Origin of the sequence: Nakamurella endophytica, assembly GCF_014646215.1 — a bacterium.
GTDB lineage: Bacteria > Actinomycetota > Actinomycetes > Mycobacteriales > Nakamurellaceae > Nakamurella > Nakamurella endophytica.
Genome location: NZ_BMNA01000001.1, coordinates 175,441 through 198,464, shown reverse-complemented (window position 1 = coordinate 198,464; position 23,024 = coordinate 175,441). Strand labels below are relative to the sequence as shown.

Below are 23,024 nucleotides of genomic sequence, written 5' to 3'. Positions count from 1 at the left end.
CCGCGCGCCGGCCGCGTCGATCCGGAGGACACTGACCCCGGCCGGCCGCACCGGGACCGGCCCCGACCGAGAGGCACTGCCGCATGACGTTCTCCGCGTCACCCGCCGACGGATCCCGCTTCGCCTCGACCTGGGCCGACCTGGCCGGCATCGGCCGGGACCGGCTCCGCGGCGGGTACTCCCGGCACCTGTTCGACGACGGCGACCTGCAGCTGCGCGAGTGGTTCCGCGCCGAGGCGGGCCGCCGCGGCCTGGACGTGGAGACCGACCGGAACGGCAACCTGTGGGCCTGGTGGGGCACGCCGGGTCCGGACACCGTCGCTGCGGGAAGCCATCTCGACTCCGTCCCGGGTGGCGGCGCGTTCGACGGGCCGCTCGGCGTGGTGTCGGCCCTGCTGGCCGTGGACGAGCTGCGCGCCCGGGGCGTCCGGCCGCGGCGCCCGTTCGCCGTGGTGTCCTTCGCCGAGGAGGAGGGCGGCCGGTTCGGGGTGCCCTGCCTGGGCTCGAAGTTGATGACCGGCGCCGTGGACCCCGACCACGTGCGCCGGCTGCGCGACACCGACGAGATCGGTCTCGCCGACGCGGCCCGCCGGGCGGGCATCGACCCGACGCGGATGGGCCCGGACCGGGAGCGGCTCGCCCAGCTGGCCACCTTCGTGGAACTGCACGTCGAGCAGGGCCGGCTGCTGCAGGCCGCGGACCCGGCGGCACAGGTGGCGGTGGGGTCGGAGATCGTCGCCCACGGGCGCTGGCGGTTGACCGTCACCGGCGAGGGCAACCACGCCGGCACCACCCGGCCGGAGGACCGGCACGACCCGATGATCCCGGCCGCCGCAGCCGTGCTGGCCGCCCGCCGCGTCCTGGCCGACCACCCCGGCGCGGTCGCCACCATCGGCCGGCTGCACCCGGTGCCGGGCGGCACGAACGTCATCGCCTCGAGCGTGCAGTGCTGGCTGGACGCGCGATGGGGCTCCGCGGAGCAGACCGCGACCCTGGTCGACGAGATCGTCGCGGCGGTGCGGGCCGAGGCCGAGCTGGAGGGCTGCACGCTGGTGATGACGCGCGAGGCCATGTCGGACCGCGTCGATTTCGACCCCGGCCTGTCGGTGAACCTGTCCGAGCGGCTCGGCGCGCCGATCATCCCGACCGGTGCCGGGCACGACGCCGGTGTGCTGTCCGCCCACCTGCCCGCCGCGATGCTGTTCGTGCGCAACCCGTCCGGGGTGTCCCACGCACCCGGCGAGCACGCCGAGACGGCCGACTGCATCGCCGGTGTGCAGCGGCTCACCGACGTGCTGGCCGACCTGCTCGCGTGACGGCGCCGCCGCCGTCGCTGTCGTCGCCGCCGTCCGTGCCGTCGGCGCTGTTCCGCTGCGCCGCCGCGGTCACCCCCGGCGGGCTGGCGCGCGACGTCGACATCGAGGTGACGGCCGGCACGATCAGCGCGGTCCGTCCCGCGGACGGCCGGCCGCCCACCGAGACCCTCGGCGGCGTCGTCGTTCCCGGCTTCGCCGACGCCCACTCGCACGTCTTCCACCGTGCGTTGCGCGGCCGGACGTACGGCGACGAGCAGCAGGCCGGGTCGTTCTGGACCTGGCGGCAGCTGATGTACCGGCTGGCCGGCGATCTCGACCCGGACACCTTCCGGGACCTGGCGCTGGCCGCCTACACCGAGATGGTGTGCGCCGGGGTGACCGCGGTGGGGGAGTTCCACTACCTGCACCACCCACCCGGTGGCGGTCGCTACGCCGACCCCAACGCCATGGGGCTGGCCGCGGTCGACGCCGGCACGGCGGCCGGGCTGGCCGTCACCCTGCTCGACGTCTGCTACCTGACCGCAGGTCTGGCCGGTGAGCCGCTGCATCCGGTGCAGCAGCGGTTCAGCGACGGCACCGTCGCGGCCTGGGCGGAGCGGGTGGCGCTGCTGCCGCCGTCGGTACGGACCGGCGTGGCCGCGCACTCGGTCCGCGCCGTGCCGCCCGGCGACCTCGCGGCCGTGGCCGCCGCGGCGGCGGGGCGGCCGGTGCACGTGCACGTCTCCGAGCAGCCGGCGGAGAACGAGGCCTGCCTGGCCGCCACCGGATCGACCCCGACCGGGCTCCTGGCCGACCGCGGCCTGCTCGGCCCGGCGACGGCCCTGGTGCACGCCACGCACCTGACCGAGGACGACGTCCAGGCGATCGGAGCGGCGGGATGCAGCGTCGTGCTGTGCCCCACCACCGAGGCCGACCTGGCGGACGGGCTGCCGCGCGCCGGTGCGCTGGCGGCGGCCGGTGCCCGGCTGTGCGTCGGGGGCGACCAGCACGTGCTCACCGACCCGCTCGCCCAGGCCCGCGGCGTCGAGTGGGGCGAGCGGTTGGCCACCGGGCGGCGGGGAACCTTCCCGGCCGTGCAGCTGCTGGAGATGACCACCGTCGCGGCCCACCGGGCCATCGGTTCGCCCGGCGGGCGGCTCGAGGTCGGCGCGCCCGCCGACCTGGTCGAGCTCGACCCCGGCAGTGCGCGGACGGCGGGCACGCCGCCGGAGTCGCTGGTGTTCTCGGCCACCGCTGCGGACGTGCGGACGGTCGTCGCGGCCGGCACGGTCGTCGCCCGGGACGGCGTCCACCTGCGGCACGGCGCGCCAGGGCCGCTGCTCGCCCGCGCCGTCGAGCGGGCGTGGGCACGGTGAGCGGGCCGTACACCGGCGGTCCGTCCGGGCCGGCCGGCGGGCAGCCCGGAGCGGTCCCCGGCGAGCAGACCGGGCCGACGCTCGGCGCCCCGCCGCAACCCGGTCCCCAGGTCGTTCCCGCCGACCCGCACACGCACGGCCCGGCCGAGAGCGGCACGGCTCCGGACCAGGCCGGGACGACGCTGCTGCAGGGCATCTCGCAGCTGGTGACGAACGACCCCGCCGTCGGTGAGGGCCCGTTGGGTCTCATCGGGGACGCTGCCGTGGTGCTCGACGGCGACCGCGTCGTCTGGGTCGGACCCCGGGTGTCCGCGCCCGCGGCCGACCGGGCGCTGGACCTCGGGCAACGCGCGGTGCTGCCCGGCTGGGTCGACTCGCACAGCCACCTGGTGTTCGCCGGTGACCGCGCGGCCGAGTTCACCGCCCGGATGGCGGGGCGGCCCTACGAGGCGGGCGGCATCGGCACCACCGTCGCCGCCACCCGGGGCGTCGAACGGACCGAGCTGCTGCGGCTGGCCCGGCTGCGGGTGGACGAGATGGTGCGGGGCGGCACCACCACCATCGAGACCAAGACCGGCTACGGCCTGACCGTCCCCGACGAGACGACATCGGCGGCGGTGGCAGCGGAGTCGGGCGTCGACGTGGTGACCTTCCTGGGTGCCCACGTCGTCCCGCCGGAGTTCGACGGCGACCCGCAGGGCTATCTGGACCTGGTCTGCGGGCCGATGCTGCAGGCCGTCGCGCGCTACGTGCAGTTCCTGGACGTGTTCTGCGAGGACGGCGCCTTCGACGGGGCGCAGACCCGGCGGGTGCTGGCCGCCGGGCAGCGTGCCGGCCTCGGGCTCAAGGTGCACGGCAACCAGCTCCGTGAGGGCGAGGGAGTCCGGCTCGCCGTCGAGCACGGCGCCGTCTCGGTGGACCACTGCACCTATCTGTCCGACCGGGACGTCGACGCCCTCGCCGGTTCGACGACGGTGGCGACACTGCTGCCGGCGTGCGACCTCTCGACCCGCCAGCCACCGGCCCCGGGCCGGTTGCTGGTGGACGCCGGCGCCCGGATCGCCCTGGCGTCCAACTGCAATCCCGGCTCGTCGTACACGTCGTCGATGAACCTGGTGGTGGCGTTGGGCGTGCTGCAGTGCGGGCTGACCGCCGAGGAGGCCGTCCAGGCGGCGACCACCGGCGGGGCGGCGGCGCTCCGGCTGCCCGACGTCGGGTTCCTGGCGCCGGGCGCGCGGGCCGACCTGCACGTGCTCGACGCGCCGTCCTACGAGTACCTGGCCTACCGGGTCGGGATGCCGTTGACCCGTGCCGTCTGGCGTCGTGGGGCCCGTGTCGTCTGACCCCCGCCCGCCCGGGCCGTCGGCGGACGTGCCTGGACCGGCGGGGCGCTCGTTGCGGGTGGTGGTCGCGCCGGACAAGTTCCGCGGCACCGCGACCGCGGGTGAGATCTGCGCCGCCGTCGCCGAGGTGGTCCTCGCGCGTGGCGGGACGGTGCGCTCGGTCCCGCAGAGCGACGGCGGCGAGGGGATGCTCGACGTCTTCGGCGGTGCCGACCGGACCACCGACGTCACCGGCCCGCTCGGCGTCCCGGTGACCGCGGCGTGGCGGCTGGATCCCGGCGGCCGCGCGGTGGTGGAGACGTCGGCGGCCTGCGGCCTGGCGCTGGCCGGCGGGGCCGCCGGGAACCGCCCCGAACAGGCGACGACCCGCGGCGTGGGGGAGCTGCTGGCCGCGGCGCTGCGGGCCGGAGCCACCCGCATCCTCGTCGGGCTCGGCGGGTCCGCCACCACCGACGGGGGCGCCGGAGCCGTGGCGGCGCTGGAGGAGCAGGGCATGGCCGGCGCGCTGGCCGCCGCAGAGGTGCTGGTGTGCTGCGACGTCGACACCCGGTTCACCGACGCCGCGCGGGTGTTCGGGCCGCAGAAGGGCGCCGACCCGGAGGCGGTGCGCCGGCTCACCGAGCGGCTGCGGGCACAGCGGCAGCGGTACCTGGCGCGGTACGGCCTGGACCCGCAGCTGGTGCGGGGATCCGGCGCGGCCGGCGGGCTCGGTGGCGGGCTGGCCGTCCTCGGGGCGCGCCTGGTCCCCGGGCACGACCTGTTGGCGGTGGAGTCCGGGCTCGACGCAGCCCTGGACGAGGGTCCCGACCTGGTGGTCACCGGGGAGGGTCGGTTGGACGCCACCTCGCTGGCCGGCAAGGTCGTCGGCGGGGTCGCCCGGCGGGCCGCCGCCCGTGGCATCGAGGTGGTCGCCGTGGTGGGCGCCGCGGCACGCGGTGTCCGCCCGCCGGGGGTGACCGTGCTCTCGCTGACCGAAAGGGTCGGGCGCGAGCGCGCGCTGTCGGATGCCACGGGCTCCGTCCGCACGGTTCTCGGCGAGTGGTTGGACGCCCGCGCGGGCTGAGCCCCGGGAACCGGCGGGCGGCGCCGCGGCCGCGGTGGGGAACCCCGCATCTCGCGGTCCTTCGTCGCCCTGCGGCGCCGGCACGGCTGCGCACGGGTGATCGCGGGGCTGGTGCGGGAGAGCGGCCTTGCGTCGTCGTCGCCGCTGCGGCAGTATCCAACCAAGTAGTTGGACAACTGTGCGGTTGGAGGACGGATGACGACGGCCGTACTGGCGGAGGACGAGCTGAGCCTGACGTTCGCCGCCCTGGCGGATCCGACCCGGCGCGCCATCCTTGCCCGGCTGGCCGGTGGCGAGGCCACCGTCAACGAGCTGGCGGCGCCGTTCGAGATGACCGGCCAGGCGGTCTCCAAGCACCTGAAGGTGCTCGAGCGGGCCGGGCTGATCAGCCGCTCGCGGACGGCGCAGTACCGGCCGTGCCGGCTCGAACCCGCCCCGCTGGACGCCGCCACCGACTGGATCACCCGGTACCGCCGGATCTGGACCGACCGGCTGGACGGGCTCGAGCGCCACCTGCAGACCCTGCGGGCCGACCGGCCGGTCGACCCGGACCACGACGGACAGGACGACCGATGACCGACACCACCGCCCCCGACGAGCTGGTCCTGGAGCGCCTGTACGAGGCGCCGCCGGAGCTGGTCTTCGAGTGCCTGACCAACCCCGAACACCTGAGCCACTTCTGGGGTCCGGTCGGCACGCACGCCCCCGCCGACCGGATGACGGTGGACCTGCGGCCCGGGGGCGAGTTCCGCACCGTCATGGTCAACGACTCGGACGGCGCGGAGTACCCGACGGCGGCCGTCTACGTCGAGGTCGACCGGCCGCGGCGGCTGGTGTGGACAGAGCCGGGCAGCGGCATGACCACCGCCCTGTCGTTCGTGGACCTCGGGGACGGTCGTACCCGCGTCGTCGTGCGCCAGACGGACGTTCCCGAGCCGGCCCGCACGCCCCAGGCGCGAGCCGGCATGGCCACCAGCCTCGACCGCTGCGCCCGGTACGTCGCAGAGCTGGCGGTGCGGCGATGAACGCGCCGGCCGTGCCGACCGACGACGCAGCTCTCGCCGTCCTGCTCGCGCAGGGTCGCCGGCGTCTGGCGGACGTGCTGGAGTCGCTGGCCCCGGACCGCTGGGACGCGCCGAGCCTGTGCGACGGGTGGCGGGTCCGGGACGTCGTCGCGCACCTGACCATGCCGTTCCGCTACCGCGGGCCCCGGGTGCTGGCCGAGATGGTGCTGGCCGGCGGCTTCCACCGGATGGCCGACCGGGTGGCGCGCCGGGACGGCAGCCGGCTGTCCCCGGCGCAGCTGGTGGCGGCCGTCCGGGACAACGCGGACCATCCGTGGCGGCCGCCGGGCGGCGGCGCGCCCGGTGCGCTGACCCACGACACGGTGCACGCGCTGGACGTCACCGATCTGCTGGGACTCCGGCTCGAGATCGAGGCGCCGGCGTGGGTGGTCGTGCTCGACCAGCTCGCCGGGCAGCGCTCGTTGCGGCACTTCGGGCTGGACCTGTCCGGGGTCCGCGTCGAGGCCCGGGACGTCGGGTGGTCGACCGGCGCCGGCGAGCTGCTCGCCGGCAACGCGGCCGACCTGGTGCCCGCCCTGGCCGGCCGCTCGATCGCGGCCGACCGGGTGCACGGGCCGGGCGTGCAGCGGCTGCCGCGGTTGCGGCGCGACTAGGGTCCAGCGGTCCGGACCCGCAGGCGGACGTGCCCGGGTACCCGGTCGGCGACCCGCGTGCCGGTCACACCCAGTGCAGTACCGCGAGGACGAGGAAGACCGCAGCGACGGCGAACGACCCCAGCACGATGCCCCGGGCGCCGCGCTCGCCGAACGCCCGGCGGGCGGCGTCGTACCGGCTGGTGGCGCCGCGCACCCGGCGCCACCGCGACAGGTAGAGCACCAGGCCCACCACCAGGGCGAGTACCAGGACGACGGCGACGGCGCCGGTCACGTGGTCCAGGGTGCCGTGCCCTCCGGCCGCCCACTCCGAGCTGCGGGGGTCGGGCACGAGCTCAGCCGCGGCCACGGCGCTCGTTCCGGCGCTCGAGGTCGGCCCACCCGTCGGACAGCCGGGCAGCGCGCCGGCGCACGTCCTCGGCGCGCTGCTCGTCGGTCGCCGGGCGATTCGACCGCGGCGCAGCCGGCATCGGGACGCGGTGCGGGTGGTACGGCTTGCCGCCGATCGCCGCGACCTGCCAGGCGACGTCCGGCGGGATGTCGTCGAGCGGGACGGTGCTGTCGTTGCGCAGCACCAGCCGCGGGGACGCCACGCCGGGCGCCGGCGGCGCGACGTAGTCCACCTGCTCCCAGCCCACCCGGCGACGCCAGCGCCAGGGCCGGTACACCCCCTGCTGGTCCACGACGGTCACCGGACGCAGGCGTGGCAGCACCAGGACGGCGAACATCAGGGCCCACATGATCAACAGCGAGAAGGCGTGGTGCAGCACGGCGAAGCCGATCAGGAGTGCGAAGGCCGGAACCGACGTGAGAAGGGTCCGCCCGATGTCGGGCGGCCGTCGTCCCCGGACGGTGTCCGGCACCTCCCACTCCGTCGGTGCGGCCGGCGGCGGTGCGGTCCGGTCGGCCGGCATCCCCGAGCGGTCGACCGGGAGCGCGGCGCGTGACCCTGCACGCAGGCTGCCGCCGGCGCCGTCTGGGCTGGTCACCGCGTCCCCCGTCCCGGCCGACCGCGCGTCGATCCGGACAGATCGTGCACGGGTCCTTCGCCGTGCGCAAGATCGCGGGGCCCGGACCAGCCCTTCGGGGACCACGGGCCGGCCGGGCGACAAACCGGCTCCACCGACGACGACGGCCGCACCCGAACGGGGTGCGGCCGTCGAGACCGGTACCGGCGGATCAGTCGGCGAACGCCGCGGCGACGACGGCCGCCTGCTCCACCTCGTGCACCCGCGCCGAACCGGCGGACGGCGCCGCCATGGCCCGGCGGGACACCCGGCGCAGGCCGCGCAGCGGCGGCACCATCTCCGGCAGCGCGAGCGCCAGAAAGGTCCAGGACCCCTGGTTGGCCGGCTCCTCCTGCACCCAGCGGAAGTCCGTCACCTGCGGGAACGACTCCAGCACGTGCAACAGCTTGCGGCGCGGCACCGGGTAGATCTGCTCCAGCCGCACGATGGCCGTGTCGGTGATGCCCCGCGACCGTCGGTACTCGGCCAGCTCGTAGTAGAGCTTGCCGGAGGTCAGCAGCACCCGGCGGATGGCCGCCGGGTCCACCGTCGGGTCGCCGATCACGGACTCGAACTTGCCGGTGGTGAAGTCCTCCACCGCCGACACCGCGGCCCGGTTGCGCAGCATGGATTTGGGCGTGAACACCACCATCGGCCGGTGCACGCCGTCGAGCACGTGCCGGCGCAGCAGGTGGAAGTAGTTGGCCGGGGTCGACGGGACCGCCACGGTCATCGAGCCCTCGGCGCACAGCTGCAGGAAACGCTCGATGCGGCCCGAGGTGTGGTCCGGTCCCTGACCCTCGTGGCCGTGCGGCAGCAGCAGCACGACGCCGCTCTGCTGGCCCCACTTGGCCTCGCCGGAGGACAGGTACTCGTCGATCACCGACTGGGCGCCGTTGACGAAGTCGCCGAACTGCGCCTCCCACAGCACCAGGGCGTCGCGGTTGGCGACGGAGTAGCCGTACTCGAAACCGAGCGCGGCGTACTCAGTCAGCGCCGAGTCGTAGGCCAGGAACTTGTCCTGTCCCGGCGACAGGTGCTGCAGCGGGACGTACTCGGCGCCCGTCACCTTGTCGATGAGGGCGGCGTGCCGCTGCACGAAGGTACCGCGCCGGGAGTCCTGACCGGACAGCCGGACCCGGTGGCCCTCCATGGCGATCGAACCGAAGGCCAGCAGCTCGCCGAACGCCCAGTCGATGTTGCCGCTTCGGGACATCTCCACGCGCCGCTCCATGACGGTGCGGACCCGCGGGTGCGGGGTGAAGCCCTCGGGCAGGTCGAGCTGCGCGTCACCGATGCGGTGCAGCGTCTCCAGCGAGATGTTGGTCTCCACCCGCGGCGGGATCGGCTGCTCCGCCTCGATCGTCGGCGACGGCGCGGCGACTCCCCGCTCCAGCTCCTTGACCTCGTTGAAGACCCGCTCGAGCTGCGTGTGGTAGTCCTTCAACGCCTCCTCGGCGTCCTCCGGCGACAGGTCGCCGCGGCCGATCAGGGCCTCGGTGTAGATCCGCCGGACCGAGCGCTTGCCGTCGATCACCTGGTACATCAACGGGTTCGTCATCGACGGGTCGTCGCCCTCGTTGTGGCCGCGGCGGCGGTAGCAGACCATGTCGATGACGACGTCCTTGCCGAACGCCTGGCGGTACTCGACGGCCAGCTGGGCGACCCAGACGGCCGCCTCCGGGTCGTCGCCGTTCACGTGGAAGATCGGCGCCTGGATCATCTTGGCGACGTCGGTGCAGTACTCGCTGGACCGCGACGCCTCCGGGGCCGTGGTGAACCCGACCTGGTTGTTGATGATCACGTGCAGGGTGCCGCCGGTGCGGTACCCGCGCAGCAGCGACAGGTTCAGGGTCTCCGCCACGACGCCCTGGCCGGCGAAGGCCGCATCGCCGTGGATGGCCACCGGCATGACGGTGAAGCCGCCGTCGCCGCGGTCGATGAGGTCCTGCTTGGCGCGGGCGACGCCCTCCAGCACCGGGTCGACGACCTCGAGGTGCGACGGGTTGGCCACCAGCGACACCTGCACGTCACCGCCCGGCTCGAACGGCCGCACGTACTTGCCCTCGGCGCCCAGGTGGTACTTGACGTCGCCGGACCCGTGCGCCTGCTTGGGGTCCAGGTTGCCCTCGAACTCCCGGAAGATCTGCTGGTAGGGCTTGCCGACGATGTTGGCCAGCACGTTCAGCCGGCCACGGTGCGCCATGCCGATGACGACCTCGTCGAGGCCGTACTCGGTGGCCTTGCCCAGCGCGGCGTCCAGCAGCGCGATGACGGTCTCGCCGCCCTCCAGCGAGAACCGCTTCTGGCCGATGTACTTGGTCTGCAGGAAGGTCTCGAAGGCCTCCGCCGCGTTCAGCCGGCCGAGGATGTACTTCTGCTCCTCCAGCGACGGCTTGTCGTGCGGCACTTCGACGCGGTCCTGGATCCACTTGCGCTGCACCGGATCCATGATGTGCATGTACTCGATGCCGACCGTCCGGCAGTACGAGTCGCGCAGCACGCCCAGCACGTCGCGCAGCTTCATCGACTGCCGGCCGTTGAACCCGCCGACCGGGAACTCCCGGTCCAGGTCCCACAGGGTGAGCCCGTGGGAGAGCACGTCCAGGTCGGGATGGCGCCGCTGGCGGTAGTTCAGCGGGTCGGTGTCCGCCATCAGGTGGCCGCGCGTGCGGTACGCGTCGATCATCTCCAGGACGCGGGCGGTGCGGTCGATGCCGACGGCCCGGCCGCCGAGGTCCTGCACCCAGCGCACCGGCTCGTACGGCAGCCGCAGCGAGGTGAAGACGTCGTCGTAGAACCCGTCCTCGCCCAGCAGCAGCTGGTGGATGCGGCGCAGGAACTCGCCGCTCTCCGCGCCCTGGATGATCCGGTGGTCGTAGGTCGACGTCAGCGTCATGATCTTGGAGACGCCGAGCTCGGACAGCGTCTGCTCGGACGCCCCCTGGAACGCGGCCGGGTACTCCATGGCCCCGACGCCGACGATGGTGCCCTGGCCGGCCATCAGCCGCGGCACCGAGTGCACGGTGCCGATGCCGCCTGGGTTGGTGAGCGAGATCGACGCGCCGGCGTAGTCCTCGGCGGTCAGCTGGTTGGCCCTGGCCTTGCGGACGACGGACTCGTAACCGTTCCAGAACTGCGTGAACGACATGTTCTCGCACTCGCGGATCGGCACGACGACCAGCGACCGCTGCCCGTTCCGGCCGGGCAGGTCGATGGCCAGCCCCAGGTTGACGTGCGCCGGGGTGACCACCTGCGGCTTGCCGTCGACCTCGGCGTAGTGCCGGTTCATGTTCGGGTAGTCGGCCAGCGCGCGGACGATGGCGTAGCCGATGAGGTGGGTGAACGACACCTTCCCGCCGCGGTTGCGGCGCAGGAAGTTGTTGATCACGATCCGGTTGTCGGCGATCAGCTTGGCCGGCACCGCGCGCACCGACGTGGCCGTCGGGATCTCCAGCGACGCCGTCATGTTCTTCACGACCATCGCGGCGGCGCCGCGCAGCGGTGCCGAGGTCTCCTGCGGCAACGCGCGGGCGGCGGTGGCGGCCTTCTCGGCCTTGCGCGCGGCCACGTCGTCCGGTGTCGCCGAGATGGAGTGCGTCCGACCGGCGGGCGCGGGCGCGGGCCGGGCCGGTGCCGCGGCAGGCGCGGGTGCCGCCGGGGCAGGTGCAGCGGCGGCCGGGGCTGGTGCAGCCGAGGCCGAGGCAGGCGCCGCAGAGCCGTTCGCGGGAGGACCGGACCGGACGGGCGGGGGAGGGGGCGGCGGGACCGAGCCGGCCGGGCGGGCCGGGGCCGGGGTGCCCGCGGCTGAGGGCGAGCCGTTGCCCGCCGTGGTGCCGGTGGCTGGGGCCACGCCGTTGGCCGCCGCCGCGCCGTTCGAGCCGGCGGCCGGAGCGGCGCCGGCCGGGGCACTGGCCGCCGGCGGTGCCTCGGGTTCCGCGGCCTGCGTGCCCTTACGGTGCTCGGCGACCGGATCTGTGAAGAAGTCCCGCCAGATCGGCTCGACGCTGTCCGGATCGGAGAGGAACTGCTGGTACTTCTCCTCGACGAACCAGTCGTTGGGCCCGAACTCCGGCGCCGACGGCACCGATGTGGCAGACGACACTGTCGTTTCCACCTTCTCGTCTATCTCCACGGCGACACGGGCGCCCTGCGCGCCCCGGTCCCGGGGACCCACGCCGCCCCGACGTCCTGCGTCCGGCACGGATCGACCCGCTGACCCGTCCAGGGTAGTCCGCCTGCAGGCCGGAGGGGCGGGCGCACGCGTGACCCGCGCGGGTCCGTCGCGATCCGGCACCGGTGGCCGCCCGAGATGCCCGGACTGTCGGACGCTCGACGCGGGTCGCCGGCGCCGACCGGGGTGCTTGCGAGCCGCCCGGTCGGCGCCGGGCTCAGGAGAAGGCGTCCAGCCCGGTCAGCGCCCGACCGATCGACAGCTGGTGGACCTCGGCCGTGCCCTCGTAGGTCAGCACGGTCTCCAGGTTGGCGGCGTGTCGCATGACCGGGTAGTCGGAGGTGATGCCGTTGGCGCCGAGCACCGTGCGGCAGGTCCGCGCGATCTCCAGCGCGGTCCGGCTGGAGTGCAGCTTGGCCATCGACACGGCGGCCGGCGCGGCGGTGTGCTCGTCGGCGCTGCGCGCCAGGTGCAGGGCCATCAGGTAGGCGGAGGTCCAGGCGGTGGCCATGTCGGCGAACTTGGCCTGGGTCAGCTGGAAGCCGGCCAGCGGGCGGCCGAACTGGGTGCGGGTGGCCGCGTAGTCCAGCGCCGTCCCCAAACAGTCCCGGGCCGCGCCGAGGGCGCCGAAGGCGATACCGGTCCGCGCCTGGTTGAGGCAGGACAGCGGCGCCCCCAGGCCGGACGCCCCGGGCAGCAGCGCCGAGGCCGGCAGCCGCACCCCGTCGAGGACGATCTCCGCGGTGGCCGACGCCCGCAGGGACAGCTTGCCGGTGACCTCCCGCGCCGAGAAGCCGGGCGTGTCCGTCGGCACCAGGAACCCGCGCACCGTGCCGCGGCGGCGTGCCCGGCCGGTCGGGCCGTCCGTGCCGTCCGTGCCGTCCGTGCCGGCGGTGCCGTCCGTGCCGGCGGCGGGCCGACCGGTGCGCGCGGGACCGTCCGCCGCGGCCACCGGTGCCGCGTCGTCCAGGCGTGCCCAGACGACGGCGACGTCGGCCAGGGTCCCGTTGGTGATCCAGAGCTTGACGCCGTCCAGCCGGTAGCCGTCGCCGTCGGGGACCGCCGTGGTGCGCATGGATCCCGGGTCGGACCCGGAGTCCGGTTCGGTGAGGCCGAAGCAGCCGAGGAGGTTGCCGGCGGCCAGGCCCGGCAGCCAGCGGTCCTTCTGCTCGTCGCTGCCGTACCGCCAGATCGGGTACATGACCAGCGAGCCCTGCACCGACACCAGCGACCGGATGCCGGAGTCGCCGGCCTCCAGCTCCAGGCAGGCCAGCCCGTAGGCGGTCGCGGAGGCGCCGGCGCAGCCGTACCCGGACAGGTGCATGCCCAGCAGCCCGGCCTTTCCGAACCGCTTGGCCAGCTCGCGCGCCGGCAGCTCGCCGTCGTCCCACCAGCCGGCGATGTGCGGGCGCACCAGCTCGTCGACCAGCGCCCGGGTGGTGGCGCGGATCTCGCGCTCCTCGACGGACAGCAGTCGGTCGGTGGCCAGCAGGTCCGGCGGGGGAGCCGGGTGGGAGGTGGCGGGCATGGCTCAGGCTACGACCGGGCTGGTCACGCGGCCCGGGCGTAGAGCCGGGCATAGGCCCCGCCCGCGGCCAGGAGCTCGTCGTGGGTGCCGACCTCGACGATCCGGCCGTGGTCCATGACGACGATGCGGTCCGCGCGGCTGGCCGTGGTGAGCCGGTGCGCGACCACCAGCGTGGTCCGCCCGCGGGCGAGCCGGTCGGTGGCCGCCAGCACGGCGGCCTCGGCGGCCGGGTCCAGCGCGGCGGTGGCCTCGTCGAGCAACAGCACGTCCGGATCGGCCAGCTCCGCCCTGGCCAGCGAGAGCAGCTGCCGCTGGCCGGCCGACAGGTTGCGGCCGCGCTCGTCGACGGCGTGCCGGAAGCCGCCGCTCAACCCGGCCACGACGCCGAGCGCCCCGACGGCCCGGGCGGCCGCCTCGACCTCGGCGTCCGAGGCGTCCGGCCGCGCGTAGGCCACGCTGTCCCGGACCGTGCCGGCGAACAGGTGGGCCTCCTGGGGCACCACGCCCAGCCGCGACCGGTACGACGCGAGGTCGAAGCGGCGCACATCCACGCCGTCCACCCGGACGGCGCCGTCCGTCACGTCGTAGTAGCGCGCGATCAGCTTGACCAGCGTGGACTTGCCCGCACCGGTGGAGCCCACCACCGCGACGGTCTCGCCGGGCTCGATGACCAGGCTCACGTCCTGCAGGGCGTCCGGCGTTCCCGGGTCCGCGGTGGTGTAGCGGAACCGGACGTGGTCCAGCTCGATCCGGCCGCGCAGGTGCCCGGCGGCGACCGGGTCCTGGGCGGGCGGCGTGGAGGTCGGCGTGGCGAGCAGCTCGCCGATCCGGCGGAGGCCCACCGCGGCCTGCTGGTAGCCGTCGAAGACCTGCGACAGCTGCTGGATCGGCGTGAAGAACGAGTCCAGGTACAGCACGAACGCCAGCAGGGTGCCGGCGGTCACCACGCCGACGGCCACCCGGTGCGCCCCGACCCCCAGGACGAGCGCCGCCGACAGCTCGGACAGCAGGGCGACGAACGGGAAGTACAGCGAGATGGCGGTCTGGGCCCGCATCCGCGAGCGCCGGTACTCGTCGGAGCGGGCGGCGAAGCCGGCGGCGTTGGCCTGCTGCCGGCCCAGCGCCTGGGTGATCCGCATGCCCGAGACGTTCTCCTGCAGGTCGGCGTTGACCGCCGAGACCTTCTCCCGGGCGTCGTCGTAGGCGCGCGAGGAGTAGCGGCGGAACACCACGGTGGCCACCAGCAGCGGCGGCAGGACGGAGAAGGCCAGCAGCGCCAGGCCGGCGTCCATGACCAGCAGGGCGATCGCGATGCCGACGAAGGTGGCCAGCGACACGACCGCGGTGACCAGACCGGTCTGCAGGAAGCTGGACAGGGCGTCCACGTCCGTGGTCATCCGGGTCATGATCCGGCCCGGCATCTCGCGCTCGTAGTAGTCCAGTCCCAGCCGCTGCAGCTGCGCGAACTCCCGGGTGCGCAGCTGGAACAGCACGCCCTCGCCGGCGCGCCCGGCGACGACCAGCTGCCACCGCTGCACCAGGTAGTCGCCGACCACCACGGCCAGGGCCAGCGCGGACGCGACCCACACCGCGGACAGCGCGCTGCGGCTGATCCCCTGGTCCACGCCGGTGCGGATCAGCGCCGGCAGCGCCACGCCGGCCAGGGCGTCCAGCGCCACCAGCACGAGGGCCAGCACCAGCAGCCCGCGGAACGGGCGCAAGGTCTCCCGCAGCGAGAACCTGTCGTCCCGGCGGTGCAGGGCGTCGTCCGCCGCGGTCGGGTCGGGCGGCGGGTCGTCGGTGCCGGGCGGCAGCGCCGCGACCCGGGCCAGCAGCTCCGGGGTGGCCGGCACCGCGCCCAGCATCCCACCGGGCCCGCCCATGCCACCGCCCATGCCGCCCATGCCGCGGCCGCCGCGACCCCCGCCGCCGCGCCCGCCGGCTCCGGCACCGGCCGACCGCGCCGCCACCCGCAGCGACCGGTCGACCACCGCGTCGTCCCCGGTCGGGGTCGGCCACAGCTCCGGGGTCGTGCCGTCGAACCCGGGCCGGCCCGCGGGGAGGTCGGCCACCTCGGGCGTGGCCTCGTCGAGGTCGTCCCCGCCCAGCAGCCGGCGGTACGCGGCACAGCGGGCGACCAGCTCGTCGTGCGTGCCGTGGTCGACCACGGCGCCGTCCGCCACCACCGCGATGGTGTCCGCGAGCGCCAGGGTGGACCGACGGTGGGCGATCAGGATCGTGGTCCGGTCGGCGGTCAGTCGGTGCAGGGTCGCGTGGATCGCCGACTCGGTGACCGGGTCCACCGCGCTGGTGGCGTCGTCCAGCAGCAGCACCCGCGGGTCGGTCAGCATGGCCCGGGCCAGGGCGAGCCGCTGGCGCTGGCCGCCCGAGAGCGTCAGGCCGCGCTCGCCGATCACGGTGTCGAAGCCCTGCGGCAGCGCCTCGACGAAGTCCAGCGCCTCCGCCGCCCGCGCCGCCTCCACGACCTGCTCCCGGGTGGCGTCCGGGCGGCCGTAGGAGATGTTCGCGGCGATGCTGTCGGAGAACAGGAACGCCTCCTCGAACACCACCCCGACGGTGCGGCGGAGGTCGGACAGGGTGAGCCGGCGGATGTCCGTGCCGCCGAGGTCGATCCGGCCGGCGTGCGGGTCGTAGAACCGGGGGAGCAGCAACGACACCGTCGACTTGCCCGAGCCCGAGCCGCCGACCAGGGCGACCGTGCGTCCCGCCGGCACCTCGAGGTCGAAACCGGTCAGCACCGGGTCGTCGTGGGTGTAGCCGAAGTGCACGCCGTCGAACCGCACCGGCAGCGGGCCGTCCGGCACCGGGGCGGGGTCCGCCGGGTCGGTCACGGTGGCCCGGGAGTCGACGATCTCCAGCACCCGGTCGACCGACGCGCGCGCCTGCTGGCCCAGGATCAGCAGGAACGAGAGCGTCCGGGTCGGGGCCACCAGCTGCGCCAGGTACAGCGAGAAGGCCAGGAAGGTCCCGACGCTCACGGTGCCGCGGACGGCCAGCAGCCCGCCCAGGGCGAGCACGCCGACCTGGCCGAGCCCGGTGACGGCGGCCAGGCCGGGGGAGATGCGGGCGGTGAGCCGGACGGCGCGCAGCCGGTCCCGGTAGAGCCGCGCCGACCCGGCCCGCAGCCGGGCCAGCTCGCGCCGTTCCTGGCCGAAGCCCTTGACCACCCGGACGCCGGTCACGTCCTCCTCGACGATGTCGGCGACCTCGGCGGCCGACTGCTGGGCGGCCCAGGTGGCCGGGAACAGCACCATCCGGGTCATCCGGGTCAGCAGCCACACGGCCGGGACCACCAGCAGGGCCATCAGCGTCAGCAGCGGCGACAGCCACACCATGATCCCCAGCGACGCCACGAACAGCACCAGCTGGCCGCCGGACAGCGGCACCATGGCCAATAGGCCCTGGACCATCTGCAGGTCGGACGACGCGCGGGAGACGACCTGGCCGGTGCGGATGGCGTCCTGGCCGGCGCCGTCGAGCCGGGACAGCGCCGCGAACACGTCCTGGCGCATGTCGTGCTGCACGTCCAGGGACAGCCGGCCACCGGCCCAGCGGCGCAGGAAGGACGAGCCGAAGCGGATCAGCGCCAACGCCACCAGCGCGGCGATCACCCAGGGCAGCGCGTCCGTCCGCCCGGCGGTGGCGTCGTCGACGGCCATCTTGGACAGCAGCGGCGTGAGGGCGCCCAGACCGATCCCACCGAGGGCGGCGGCGGCCGCAAGCACGGTCACTGTGCGGTGCCGCCAGCAGTACCCCCACAGCCGGCGCAGCCAGTCGCCGCCCGGCGCGTCGAGGGCGGCGCGGTGACCGGCCGGGGGTCGCACGGTGCCGGGAGGGGACAGGACAGCCACGGGGCCACGGTAACCGCGGGCACCGACGGTCCCGCCCTGCCCCGTTCAGGCCGGTACGGCGGACCTCAGCGGAAGGCGCCCATCAGGGACAGGCCGATCGCCAGGAAGAGCACGAACAGGCCGATGCCGATGATGCCGAGCACCAGCCCGGCCATGGCCGAGCCCCGGTTGTCGGCCTCCCGCCGGTTCACCTTCGCCAGCCCGACGGCGCCGAAGATGATGGCCAGCACGTTCAGGGCGATGCCGAAGAGGTACGCCCAGAAGAAGACGACGCCGATGATGCCCAGCACGAGGCCCGCGGTGCCGAGGCCGTTGCGGGGCATCGGACGGCCGGGGTAGCCGGTGGCGTAGCCGGGCGGCACCGGGAGGCCGCCGGGGTGCAGGACGCCGTAGCCGGGGTCGGCGGGCGCGGCACCCCACGCCTGCGCCCCGGTCGGCGGGTACACCGCCGGACCCGACGGGTACGGCACCGGTTCGGCCGGGTAGCCGCCGGTGGCCGCCGTCCCGCCCTGGCCGCCGAACACTGCCGCGTCGTGCGGACGGGTGGGGGGTGCCGGCTTGTGCAGCGGGACGCCGCCCGGTGACCCGCCGTGGCGGCCGGTGGCGTCGTCGGTGGGATGGGACATGACGCTCCTGCGCTCGGGCCGGGACGGTCGGCGGTGTGCGGCTCGCTCCCGCAGACTCTAGGCGGCCGGCGGCCCGGACGGGCCCCGCTCGGAGAGGGGACGGGATGGAGCGCCCACGGATCGTCGTCGCCGGCGGTGGCCACAACGGGCTGGTCGCCGCGGTCCTCGCGGCATCGGCCGGTGCCGACGTCGAGGTCCTGGAGGCCGCGGACCACGTCGGCGGAGCCACCCAGGGTGCGCAGCTGTTCGCCGGCCACCCGGCCCGGCTGTCCCGGTACTCCTACCTGGTGTCGCTGTTCCCCACCGAGCTCGTCGACCGGCTGTGCATCGACCTCCGGCTGGCGCGGCGGGCGGTGTCGTCGTACACCCCGGTCGGCGCGGGCGGGCTGCTCGTGGAGCGGGACCCCGGCCCGGCGACCGCCGCCTCGTTCCGCGCGCTGACCGGTTCCGACGCCGAGTTCGCCGCCTGGCGGCAGCTCTCGGCCGAGCTCGGCGTGCTGGCCCGCGCGGTGGCCCCGGCGCTGACCGGACCGCTGCGCCGCCGGTCGCAGGTGCGGTCGCAGGTCCTGGCGGCCGGCGGCGACCAGATCTGGGGCGACGTCGTCGAGGCTCCGATCGGCGAGATGATCCTGCGCCGGTTCGCCGACGACACCGTCCGCGGCGTGGTCGCCACCGACGCGCTGATCGGCACGCACACGTCGCTGCTCGACCCGTCGCTGCTGGCCAACCGCTGCTTCCTCTACCACGTGACCGGCCGGGGCACGGGTGACTGGCTCGTCCCGGTGGGCGGGATGGGGGCCCTCACCGACGCCCTGCTGGCCCGCTGCGCGGAGCTGGGGGTGCGGATCCGCACCGGCGCGGAGGTGACCGCTCTGGCCGACGGGGACGACGGCGTCGAGGTCGACACCGCCGACGGCGACCGGCGGGCGGCCGACGCCGTGCTCGCCGCCGCCGCGCCCGCGGCGGTCGACCGGTGGCTGGGCCGCCCGGCCGCCGATCCCGAGGGCGCGCAACTGAAGATCAACATGCTGCTCCGCCGCCTGCCCCGGCTGCGGTCCGGCGTCGACCCGGCCATCGCCTTCGCCGGCACGGTGCACCTGTCCGAGGGCTGGGCGGAGCTGGAGGACGCCTACCGCCGGTCGGCCGCCGGGCTGCTGCCCGACCCGCTGCCGGCCGAGGTCTACTGCCACTCGCTGACCGACCCGTCGGTGCTCGGGGCCTCCGCCGGGGACGGGACGGCCACGCTCACCCTGTTCGGGCTGCACACGCCGGCCCGGCTGTTCGCCGCGGATTCGGCCGACCCGTCTGCGCCGGAGCGGGCCGCAGCGGCGCGCGAGCGGGCCGTGGCGGCCGCGCTGGCCTCGCTGCAGCGACACCTCGCGGAGCCGTTGACGGACTGCCTGGCCGTGGACCTCGACGGTCGGCCGTGCCTGGACGTCGCCACTCCGGTCGACCTGGAGCGGGACCTGCGGATGCCCGGCGGGCACATCTTCCACGGCGACCTGCGGTGGCCGTGGCTCGAGGACGGCGGCTCGGACGGCACCGCGGACGGCAGCTCGGACGACAGCTCGGAGGGCACCGGGAGCGGCGGCAGCGGGGACGACGGCAGCGGGGACGACGGCAGCGGGGACGACATGGTGGCCAGGGCCGCCCGCCGGTACGGCGTCGGTGTGGCCGGCTGCCGTCGGGTGCTGCAGGCCGGATCGGGGTCGGTGCGCGGCGGGGCGGTGTCCGGCCTCGGCGGGCTCGCCGCGGTGGACGCGCTGCGTGCGGCCGGGCTGCTGCCCGGCTGAGCGTGACCCGTCCGGGTCCGACGGATCGAGTCCGCACCGCGCCGGACGGGGCGACCCGGAGGGTCCGCGCGTCCACCGGCGGTGACCGCGCCGGTCCGGTCGCCGCCCGCGGCGGCCGCCGGCACCTGTCCGGGGCCGCGGGTCAGCCGCCGGTGACCTGCAGCCGGGCGATCAACGCGCGGTGGTCGCTGCCCGGGATGTGCACGGTCCGGGTGCCGAGCACCCGGAAGCGGGATCCGTCCACCAGCACGTGGTCGATGGGCGCGGCGAACGGCGCCGGCGCGGTCGACGGCCAGGTCCCCTCGGCCCCCCGTCCGGCCTCCGTGGCCGCGTCCCGGCACCGGCCGAGGTCGGTCATCGGCGCATGGTCCACGGTGGCGTTGAAGTCGCCCGCCACCACGGCGTCCGAGGTCCCCGTGCACTGCGCCACGGCCGTGGCGACGTACTGCGCCCAGTGGTCGTAGCCGATGTCCGGGGTCGGCGACCCGGGGTGGACGGCGACCAGGGTCGGCCCCCGACCGGACACCGGGACCGCGCGGACCGCGCCGAGCAGCATGAACGGCGCCTCGACCTGCCGGTAGGCGCCCAGGTCCGACCGGAGGAGCAGGCTGGTCGTCTGGCCGGCGCCGGGCCCGTCCGAGCCGGTGAACAGCTGGAAGTGCAGGCTGTCGGCGGCGAGCCGGTCCACCACCTGCTGCGCCCGACGCCTGGTGGTCTCCGGCAGCGCCACCATCTGCCCGCCCGCGCCGGCGACGAGACCGGCGATGGCCGCGGGATCGGCCTCGCCCAGCAGGGTGTTGAAACTGACCACCGTGACGTCCGCCCGGCCCGGCAGGTCGGCGCCGGACCAGCCGCGGGAGACGGCGATGCCGCCGTGGGCCAGCCCGACGGCGACCATCACCGCGGCGGCGGTCGCCCGGATCCACGGTCGGGTGGGCCGGGGCAGCAGCAGCGCAGCGGCGAAGACCAGCCCGACCGCGAGAGCGCCGATCCCGGCGGCCAGCCGGAACGGGACCAGGTGCAGGAAGCCGGGCGTCGTGGACAGCCCGAGCGCGGCCGGGTCGACCGTCGCGGCGGCCACCGCCAGCACCGGCACCAGCAGCACCCAGGCCGCGATCCGCGCCGCGCGGGACGTCCGCGGTGCAGGGGGCGGGGCCGGCAGGACCAGGGTCCCGGCCGGGTCCGAGGTGTCCGCCGCCATCCGGCCAGCATGCCGGAGCCGCCTGCGGTGGGAGCGCGGATCCCGCGGGTCCGCGGCCGGATGCGAGCATGCTCACCATGGCGCAACCTGGCGACGACGAGCTCCTGTCCGCGGCGGTCGAGGCGGCCCGCCGGGGTCGTGCGGAGGGCGGGATCCCGATCGGGGCGGTGCTGGCCGTCGACGGGCGGGTGCTGGCCACCGGCTGGAACAAGCGGGTGCAGTTGGGCAGTGCCATCCGGCACGGCGAGACCGACTGCCTGGAGAACGCCGGCCGGCTGCCGGCATCCGTCTACGCCAGGGCCACCATGGTCACCACCCTGTCGCCGTGCGACATGTGCACCGGCGCGATCCTGCTCTACAGGATCCCGCGGGTGGTCATCGGCGAGAACCGGACCTTCCTGGGCGGCGAGGACCTGCTGCGCAGCCGCGGCGTCGAGGTCGTCGTCCTCGACGACGACCGCTGCACCGGCCTGATGCGCGACTTCATCGCCGAGCAGCCCTCGCTCTGGAACGAGGACATCGGCGTCGAGGGCTGACCGGCCGTCGAGGACCGTCCGACCGACCACCGCCACCGCCGCGGCCGTCCGGGCCGGCCGGCGTCGACCGTCCCGATCCGGTCCCTGGTGCGGTGGCGGCCGGGGCTGGGTCGTTCCCCGGGTTGCCGTCCCGGCGGGATCAGCCGCCCACCGTGGACAGCCAGAGGTCGGCGTACCGGCGCGCGTCGACCCCCATCGCGACGTCGACCGGGGTGGTCTGCGTCGCGACCTGGTGGTGGTCCCGGTCGCCGATCCACGTCCGCCGGTCCACCAGGGTCTGGCCGCGGGTGATGCCGGCCCCGAGCTCGACCTGCACCGGGTAGGTGGCGGTGGTGAGCCCGTCCGGGTCGACCACTGCGCAGAGCGTGCCGGCGTCGCCGATCGTCGCCCGGTCGGTCCCGAAGGTGTCGCAGGAGAACAGCAGCAGCGACCCGGCGAGCTGGGCCGCCGGGTCGAGCGAGTCGCGCAGCGCGGCCGCCTCGTCCCGGTGCACCACGACGTCGTTGAAGACGTCGAGCCCGTACATGGTCACCGGGATGTCGAGCTCGCCCGCGGCGGTGAGGGTGACCGCGGCGGCCTCCGGGTCGTGCCAGATGTTGAACTCGGCCGCCGCGGTCGCGTTGCCGCTGCCGGCCGACCCGCCCATGAAGAGGATCTTCTCGATCGCCGGCGCGACCTCGGGGAAGGTCCGCAGCAGCAGTGCGATGTTGGTCAGCGGGGCGCTGGGCACCAGGGTCACCCGCTCGCCGTTGCCCAGCGCGGCCAGCAGCTCCCGGCGGAGCAGCTCCACCGCCGGCACCGTCCCGGCCCGCCGGTCCGAGGGCCGGGAGAAGCCGCCGAGGCCGTCCTGGCCGTGCACGTGCGCCGCATGGTCCGGCTCGACGATCAACGGGTGCGGTGCGCCGCGGCCGACGGGCAGGTCCGCCGGTGCCCCTGCGGCGTCCAGCACGTACAGCGTGTTGCGGACCACCTGGTCGACCGGGGCGTTGCCGGTGACGCAGGTGACGGCGCGCAGGTCGACGTCCGGGTGCCGGACCGCGAACAGCAGGGACAGTGCGTCGTCGATGCCGGTGTCCACGTCCATGATCACCGGGATCGGGGTCACGAGGGCCTCGCCAGCTCGGCCAGGCGCCGGCGGCGCAGGTTCACCCGCTGCCGGACGAGCACCCCGGCGACGACCAGGGCGGCCAGCGGCAGCAGCCACCACTCCCACGCGGCCTGGAACGTGAAGTCCAGGGCGCCGCTGAAGAACGCCAGCATGACGGCGAGGAGCACCACCTGGCTGGAGACCGGGATCCTGGCCAGCTCGCGAGCCGCCCTGGCCTGCTCCAGCGAGCGGTCGAGCCGGCGGCCGTCGGTGGTCGGGGTGCCGGCCGGGCCGGGCGCGGCCGACTGTCCGGGTCCTGGCCGCGGGGAGGAAGGCGTCGATGTCACCGGCCCAGCCTGCCACCGCCCCGGCGGGCGCCGGGGCCCGGTAAGCTACTGGCCAGTAACTTAGCCGTGTCCCGGGCGCCCGTCGCCGGTGGGACGAT

At 75.3% G+C, this 23,024-nt stretch carries 18 protein-coding genes; 9 read left to right on the top strand and 9 right to left on the bottom strand.

Features of this window, described 5'->3' with window-relative positions; translation table 11 throughout:
• Positions 1-83 precede the first annotated feature (83 nt).
• The 7 genes from IEY37_RS00885 (at position 84) to IEY37_RS00855 (ending at position 6,755) form a co-directional block, all read left to right on the top strand.
• Complete coding sequence (locus IEY37_RS00885; RefSeq protein WP_188939632.1) at positions 84-1,316, top strand: allantoate amidohydrolase; 1,233 nt, start codon at positions 84-86, stop codon at positions 1,314-1,316.
• Positions 1,313-2,671 (top strand): formimidoylglutamate deiminase, encoded by a 1,359-nt coding sequence (locus tag IEY37_RS00880; protein ID WP_229673493.1) that lies wholly within the window; start codon positions 1,313-1,315, stop codon positions 2,669-2,671. Before IEY37_RS00885 ends, IEY37_RS00880 begins: the two co-directional genes overlap by 4 nt.
• Positions 2,672-2,853: 182 nt before the next feature.
• Positions 2,854-4,014, top strand: coding sequence for an imidazolonepropionase (hutI, locus tag IEY37_RS00875; RefSeq protein ID WP_188940111.1), 1,161 nt, complete (start codon positions 2,854-2,856; stop codon positions 4,012-4,014).
• Positions 4,015-4,042: 28 nt separating this feature from the next.
• Positions 4,043-5,077, top strand: coding sequence for a glycerate kinase (locus IEY37_RS00870; RefSeq protein ID WP_188939631.1), 1,035 nt, complete (start codon positions 4,043-4,045; stop codon positions 5,075-5,077).
• A 210-nt stretch (positions 5,078-5,287) separates the two neighbouring features.
• Positions 5,288-5,653: an ArsR/SmtB family transcription factor gene (locus tag IEY37_RS00865; RefSeq protein ID WP_188940110.1), complete on the top strand. Its 366-nt coding sequence runs from the start codon at positions 5,288-5,290 to the stop codon at positions 5,651-5,653.
• On the top strand, positions 5,650-6,102 hold the full coding sequence (locus IEY37_RS00860; RefSeq protein WP_188939630.1) for an SRPBCC family protein: 453 nt from the start codon (positions 5,650-5,652) through the stop codon (positions 6,100-6,102). Before IEY37_RS00865 ends, IEY37_RS00860 begins: the two co-directional genes overlap by 4 nt.
• Positions 6,099-6,755, top strand: a complete 657-nt coding sequence (locus tag IEY37_RS00855; RefSeq protein WP_188939629.1) for a maleylpyruvate isomerase family mycothiol-dependent enzyme — start codon at positions 6,099-6,101, stop codon at positions 6,753-6,755. Before IEY37_RS00860 ends, IEY37_RS00855 begins: the two co-directional genes overlap by 4 nt.
• A 64-nt stretch (positions 6,756-6,819) precedes the next feature.
• Here IEY37_RS00855 and IEY37_RS00850 read toward each other — a convergent pair whose 3' ends face one another.
• From IEY37_RS00850 to IEY37_RS00825, 6 genes are all read right to left on the bottom strand, one after another.
• Positions 6,820-7,104, bottom strand: a complete 285-nt coding sequence (locus tag IEY37_RS00850; RefSeq protein WP_188939628.1) for a hypothetical protein — start codon at positions 7,102-7,104, stop codon at positions 6,820-6,822.
• Positions 7,091-7,618: a hypothetical protein gene (locus tag IEY37_RS00845; RefSeq protein WP_188939627.1), complete on the bottom strand. Its 528-nt coding sequence runs from the start codon at positions 7,616-7,618 to the stop codon at positions 7,091-7,093. Before IEY37_RS00845 ends, IEY37_RS00850 begins: the two co-directional genes overlap by 14 nt.
• Before the next feature lie 316 nt (positions 7,619-7,934).
• Positions 7,935-11,867, bottom strand: a complete 3,933-nt coding sequence (locus IEY37_RS00840; protein ID WP_229673490.1) for a multifunctional oxoglutarate decarboxylase/oxoglutarate dehydrogenase thiamine pyrophosphate-binding subunit/dihydrolipoyllysine-residue succinyltransferase subunit — start codon at positions 11,865-11,867, stop codon at positions 7,935-7,937.
• 286 nt (positions 11,868-12,153) lie between these two features.
• Entirely contained in the window at positions 12,154-13,464 is a 1,311-nt protein-coding gene (locus IEY37_RS00835) for an acyl-CoA dehydrogenase family protein (protein WP_188939626.1), read from the bottom strand.
• Positions 13,465-13,487: 23 nt separating this feature from the next.
• The gene (locus tag IEY37_RS00830; protein WP_188940108.1) at positions 13,488-17,309 is read right to left on the bottom strand and encodes an ABC transporter ATP-binding protein; all 3,822 of its coding nucleotides are present in this window, start codon (positions 17,307-17,309) and stop codon (positions 13,488-13,490) included.
• 92 nt (positions 17,310-17,401) lie between these two features.
• Entirely contained in the window at positions 17,402-17,962 is a 561-nt protein-coding gene (locus IEY37_RS00825; protein ID WP_188939625.1) for a DUF4190 domain-containing protein, read from the bottom strand.
• A 104-nt stretch (positions 17,963-18,066) separates the two neighbouring features.
• On the opposite strand from IEY37_RS00825, the gene IEY37_RS00820 reads away from it, so the two are divergent.
• Positions 18,067-19,755: a phytoene desaturase family protein gene (locus IEY37_RS00820; RefSeq protein WP_188939624.1), complete on the top strand. Its 1,689-nt coding sequence runs from the start codon at positions 18,067-18,069 to the stop codon at positions 19,753-19,755.
• Positions 19,756-19,897: 142 nt separating this feature from the next.
• Here the strand turns inward: IEY37_RS00820 and IEY37_RS00815 are convergent, their stop codons facing one another.
• Positions 19,898-20,956, bottom strand: a complete 1,059-nt coding sequence (locus tag IEY37_RS00815) for an endonuclease/exonuclease/phosphatase family protein (RefSeq protein ID WP_188939623.1) — start codon at positions 20,954-20,956, stop codon at positions 19,898-19,900.
• 77 nt (positions 20,957-21,033) lie between these two features.
• Between IEY37_RS00815 and IEY37_RS00810 the strand changes: the two genes are divergently transcribed.
• Complete coding sequence (locus IEY37_RS00810; RefSeq protein WP_188939622.1) at positions 21,034-21,492, top strand: nucleoside deaminase; 459 nt, start codon at positions 21,034-21,036, stop codon at positions 21,490-21,492.
• A gap of 139 nt (positions 21,493-21,631) precedes the next feature.
• On the opposite strand, the gene IEY37_RS00805 is transcribed toward IEY37_RS00810, so the two are convergent.
• The gene (locus tag IEY37_RS00805) at positions 21,632-22,576 is read right to left on the bottom strand and encodes a nucleoside hydrolase (RefSeq protein WP_188940107.1); all 945 of its coding nucleotides are present in this window, start codon (positions 22,574-22,576) and stop codon (positions 21,632-21,634) included.
• A 17-nt stretch (positions 22,577-22,593) separates the two neighbouring features.
• A complete protein-coding gene (locus tag IEY37_RS00800) occupies positions 22,594-22,926 on the bottom strand; it encodes a hypothetical protein (protein WP_188939621.1) in 333 nt (110 codons plus the stop codon).
• Between the last annotated feature and the right edge of the window lie 98 nt (positions 22,927-23,024).

What these genes read in the sequence shown, in the direction of transcription:
- IEY37_RS00885 (WP_188939632.1), top strand. Translation starts at nt 84, where the DNA reads ATGACGTTCTCCGCGTCACCCGCCGACGGATCCCGCTTCGCCTCGACC.
- IEY37_RS00860 (WP_188939630.1), top strand. Translation starts at nt 5,650, where the DNA reads ATGACCGACACCACCGCCCCCGACGAGCTGGTCCTGGAGCGCCTGTAC.
- IEY37_RS00855 (WP_188939629.1), top strand. Translation starts at nt 6,099, where the DNA reads ATGAACGCGCCGGCCGTGCCGACCGACGACGCAGCTCTCGCCGTCCTG.
- IEY37_RS00835 (WP_188939626.1), bottom strand. Translation starts at nt 13,464, where the DNA reads ATGCCCGCCACCTCCCACCCGGCTCCCCCGCCGGACCTGCTGGCCACC.
- IEY37_RS00825 (WP_188939625.1), bottom strand. Translation starts at nt 17,962, where the DNA reads ATGTCCCATCCCACCGACGACGCCACCGGCCGCCACGGCGGGTCACCG.
- IEY37_RS00820 (WP_188939624.1), top strand. Translation starts at nt 18,067, where the DNA reads ATGGAGCGCCCACGGATCGTCGTCGCCGGCGGTGGCCACAACGGGCTG.
- IEY37_RS00815 (WP_188939623.1), bottom strand. Translation starts at nt 20,956, where the DNA reads ATGGCGGCGGACACCTCGGACCCGGCCGGGACCCTGGTCCTGCCGGCC.
- IEY37_RS00810 (WP_188939622.1), top strand. Translation starts at nt 21,034, where the DNA reads ATGGCGCAACCTGGCGACGACGAGCTCCTGTCCGCGGCGGTCGAGGCG.
- IEY37_RS00805 (WP_188940107.1), bottom strand. Translation starts at nt 22,576, where the DNA reads ATGGACGTGGACACCGGCATCGACGACGCACTGTCCCTGCTGTTCGCG.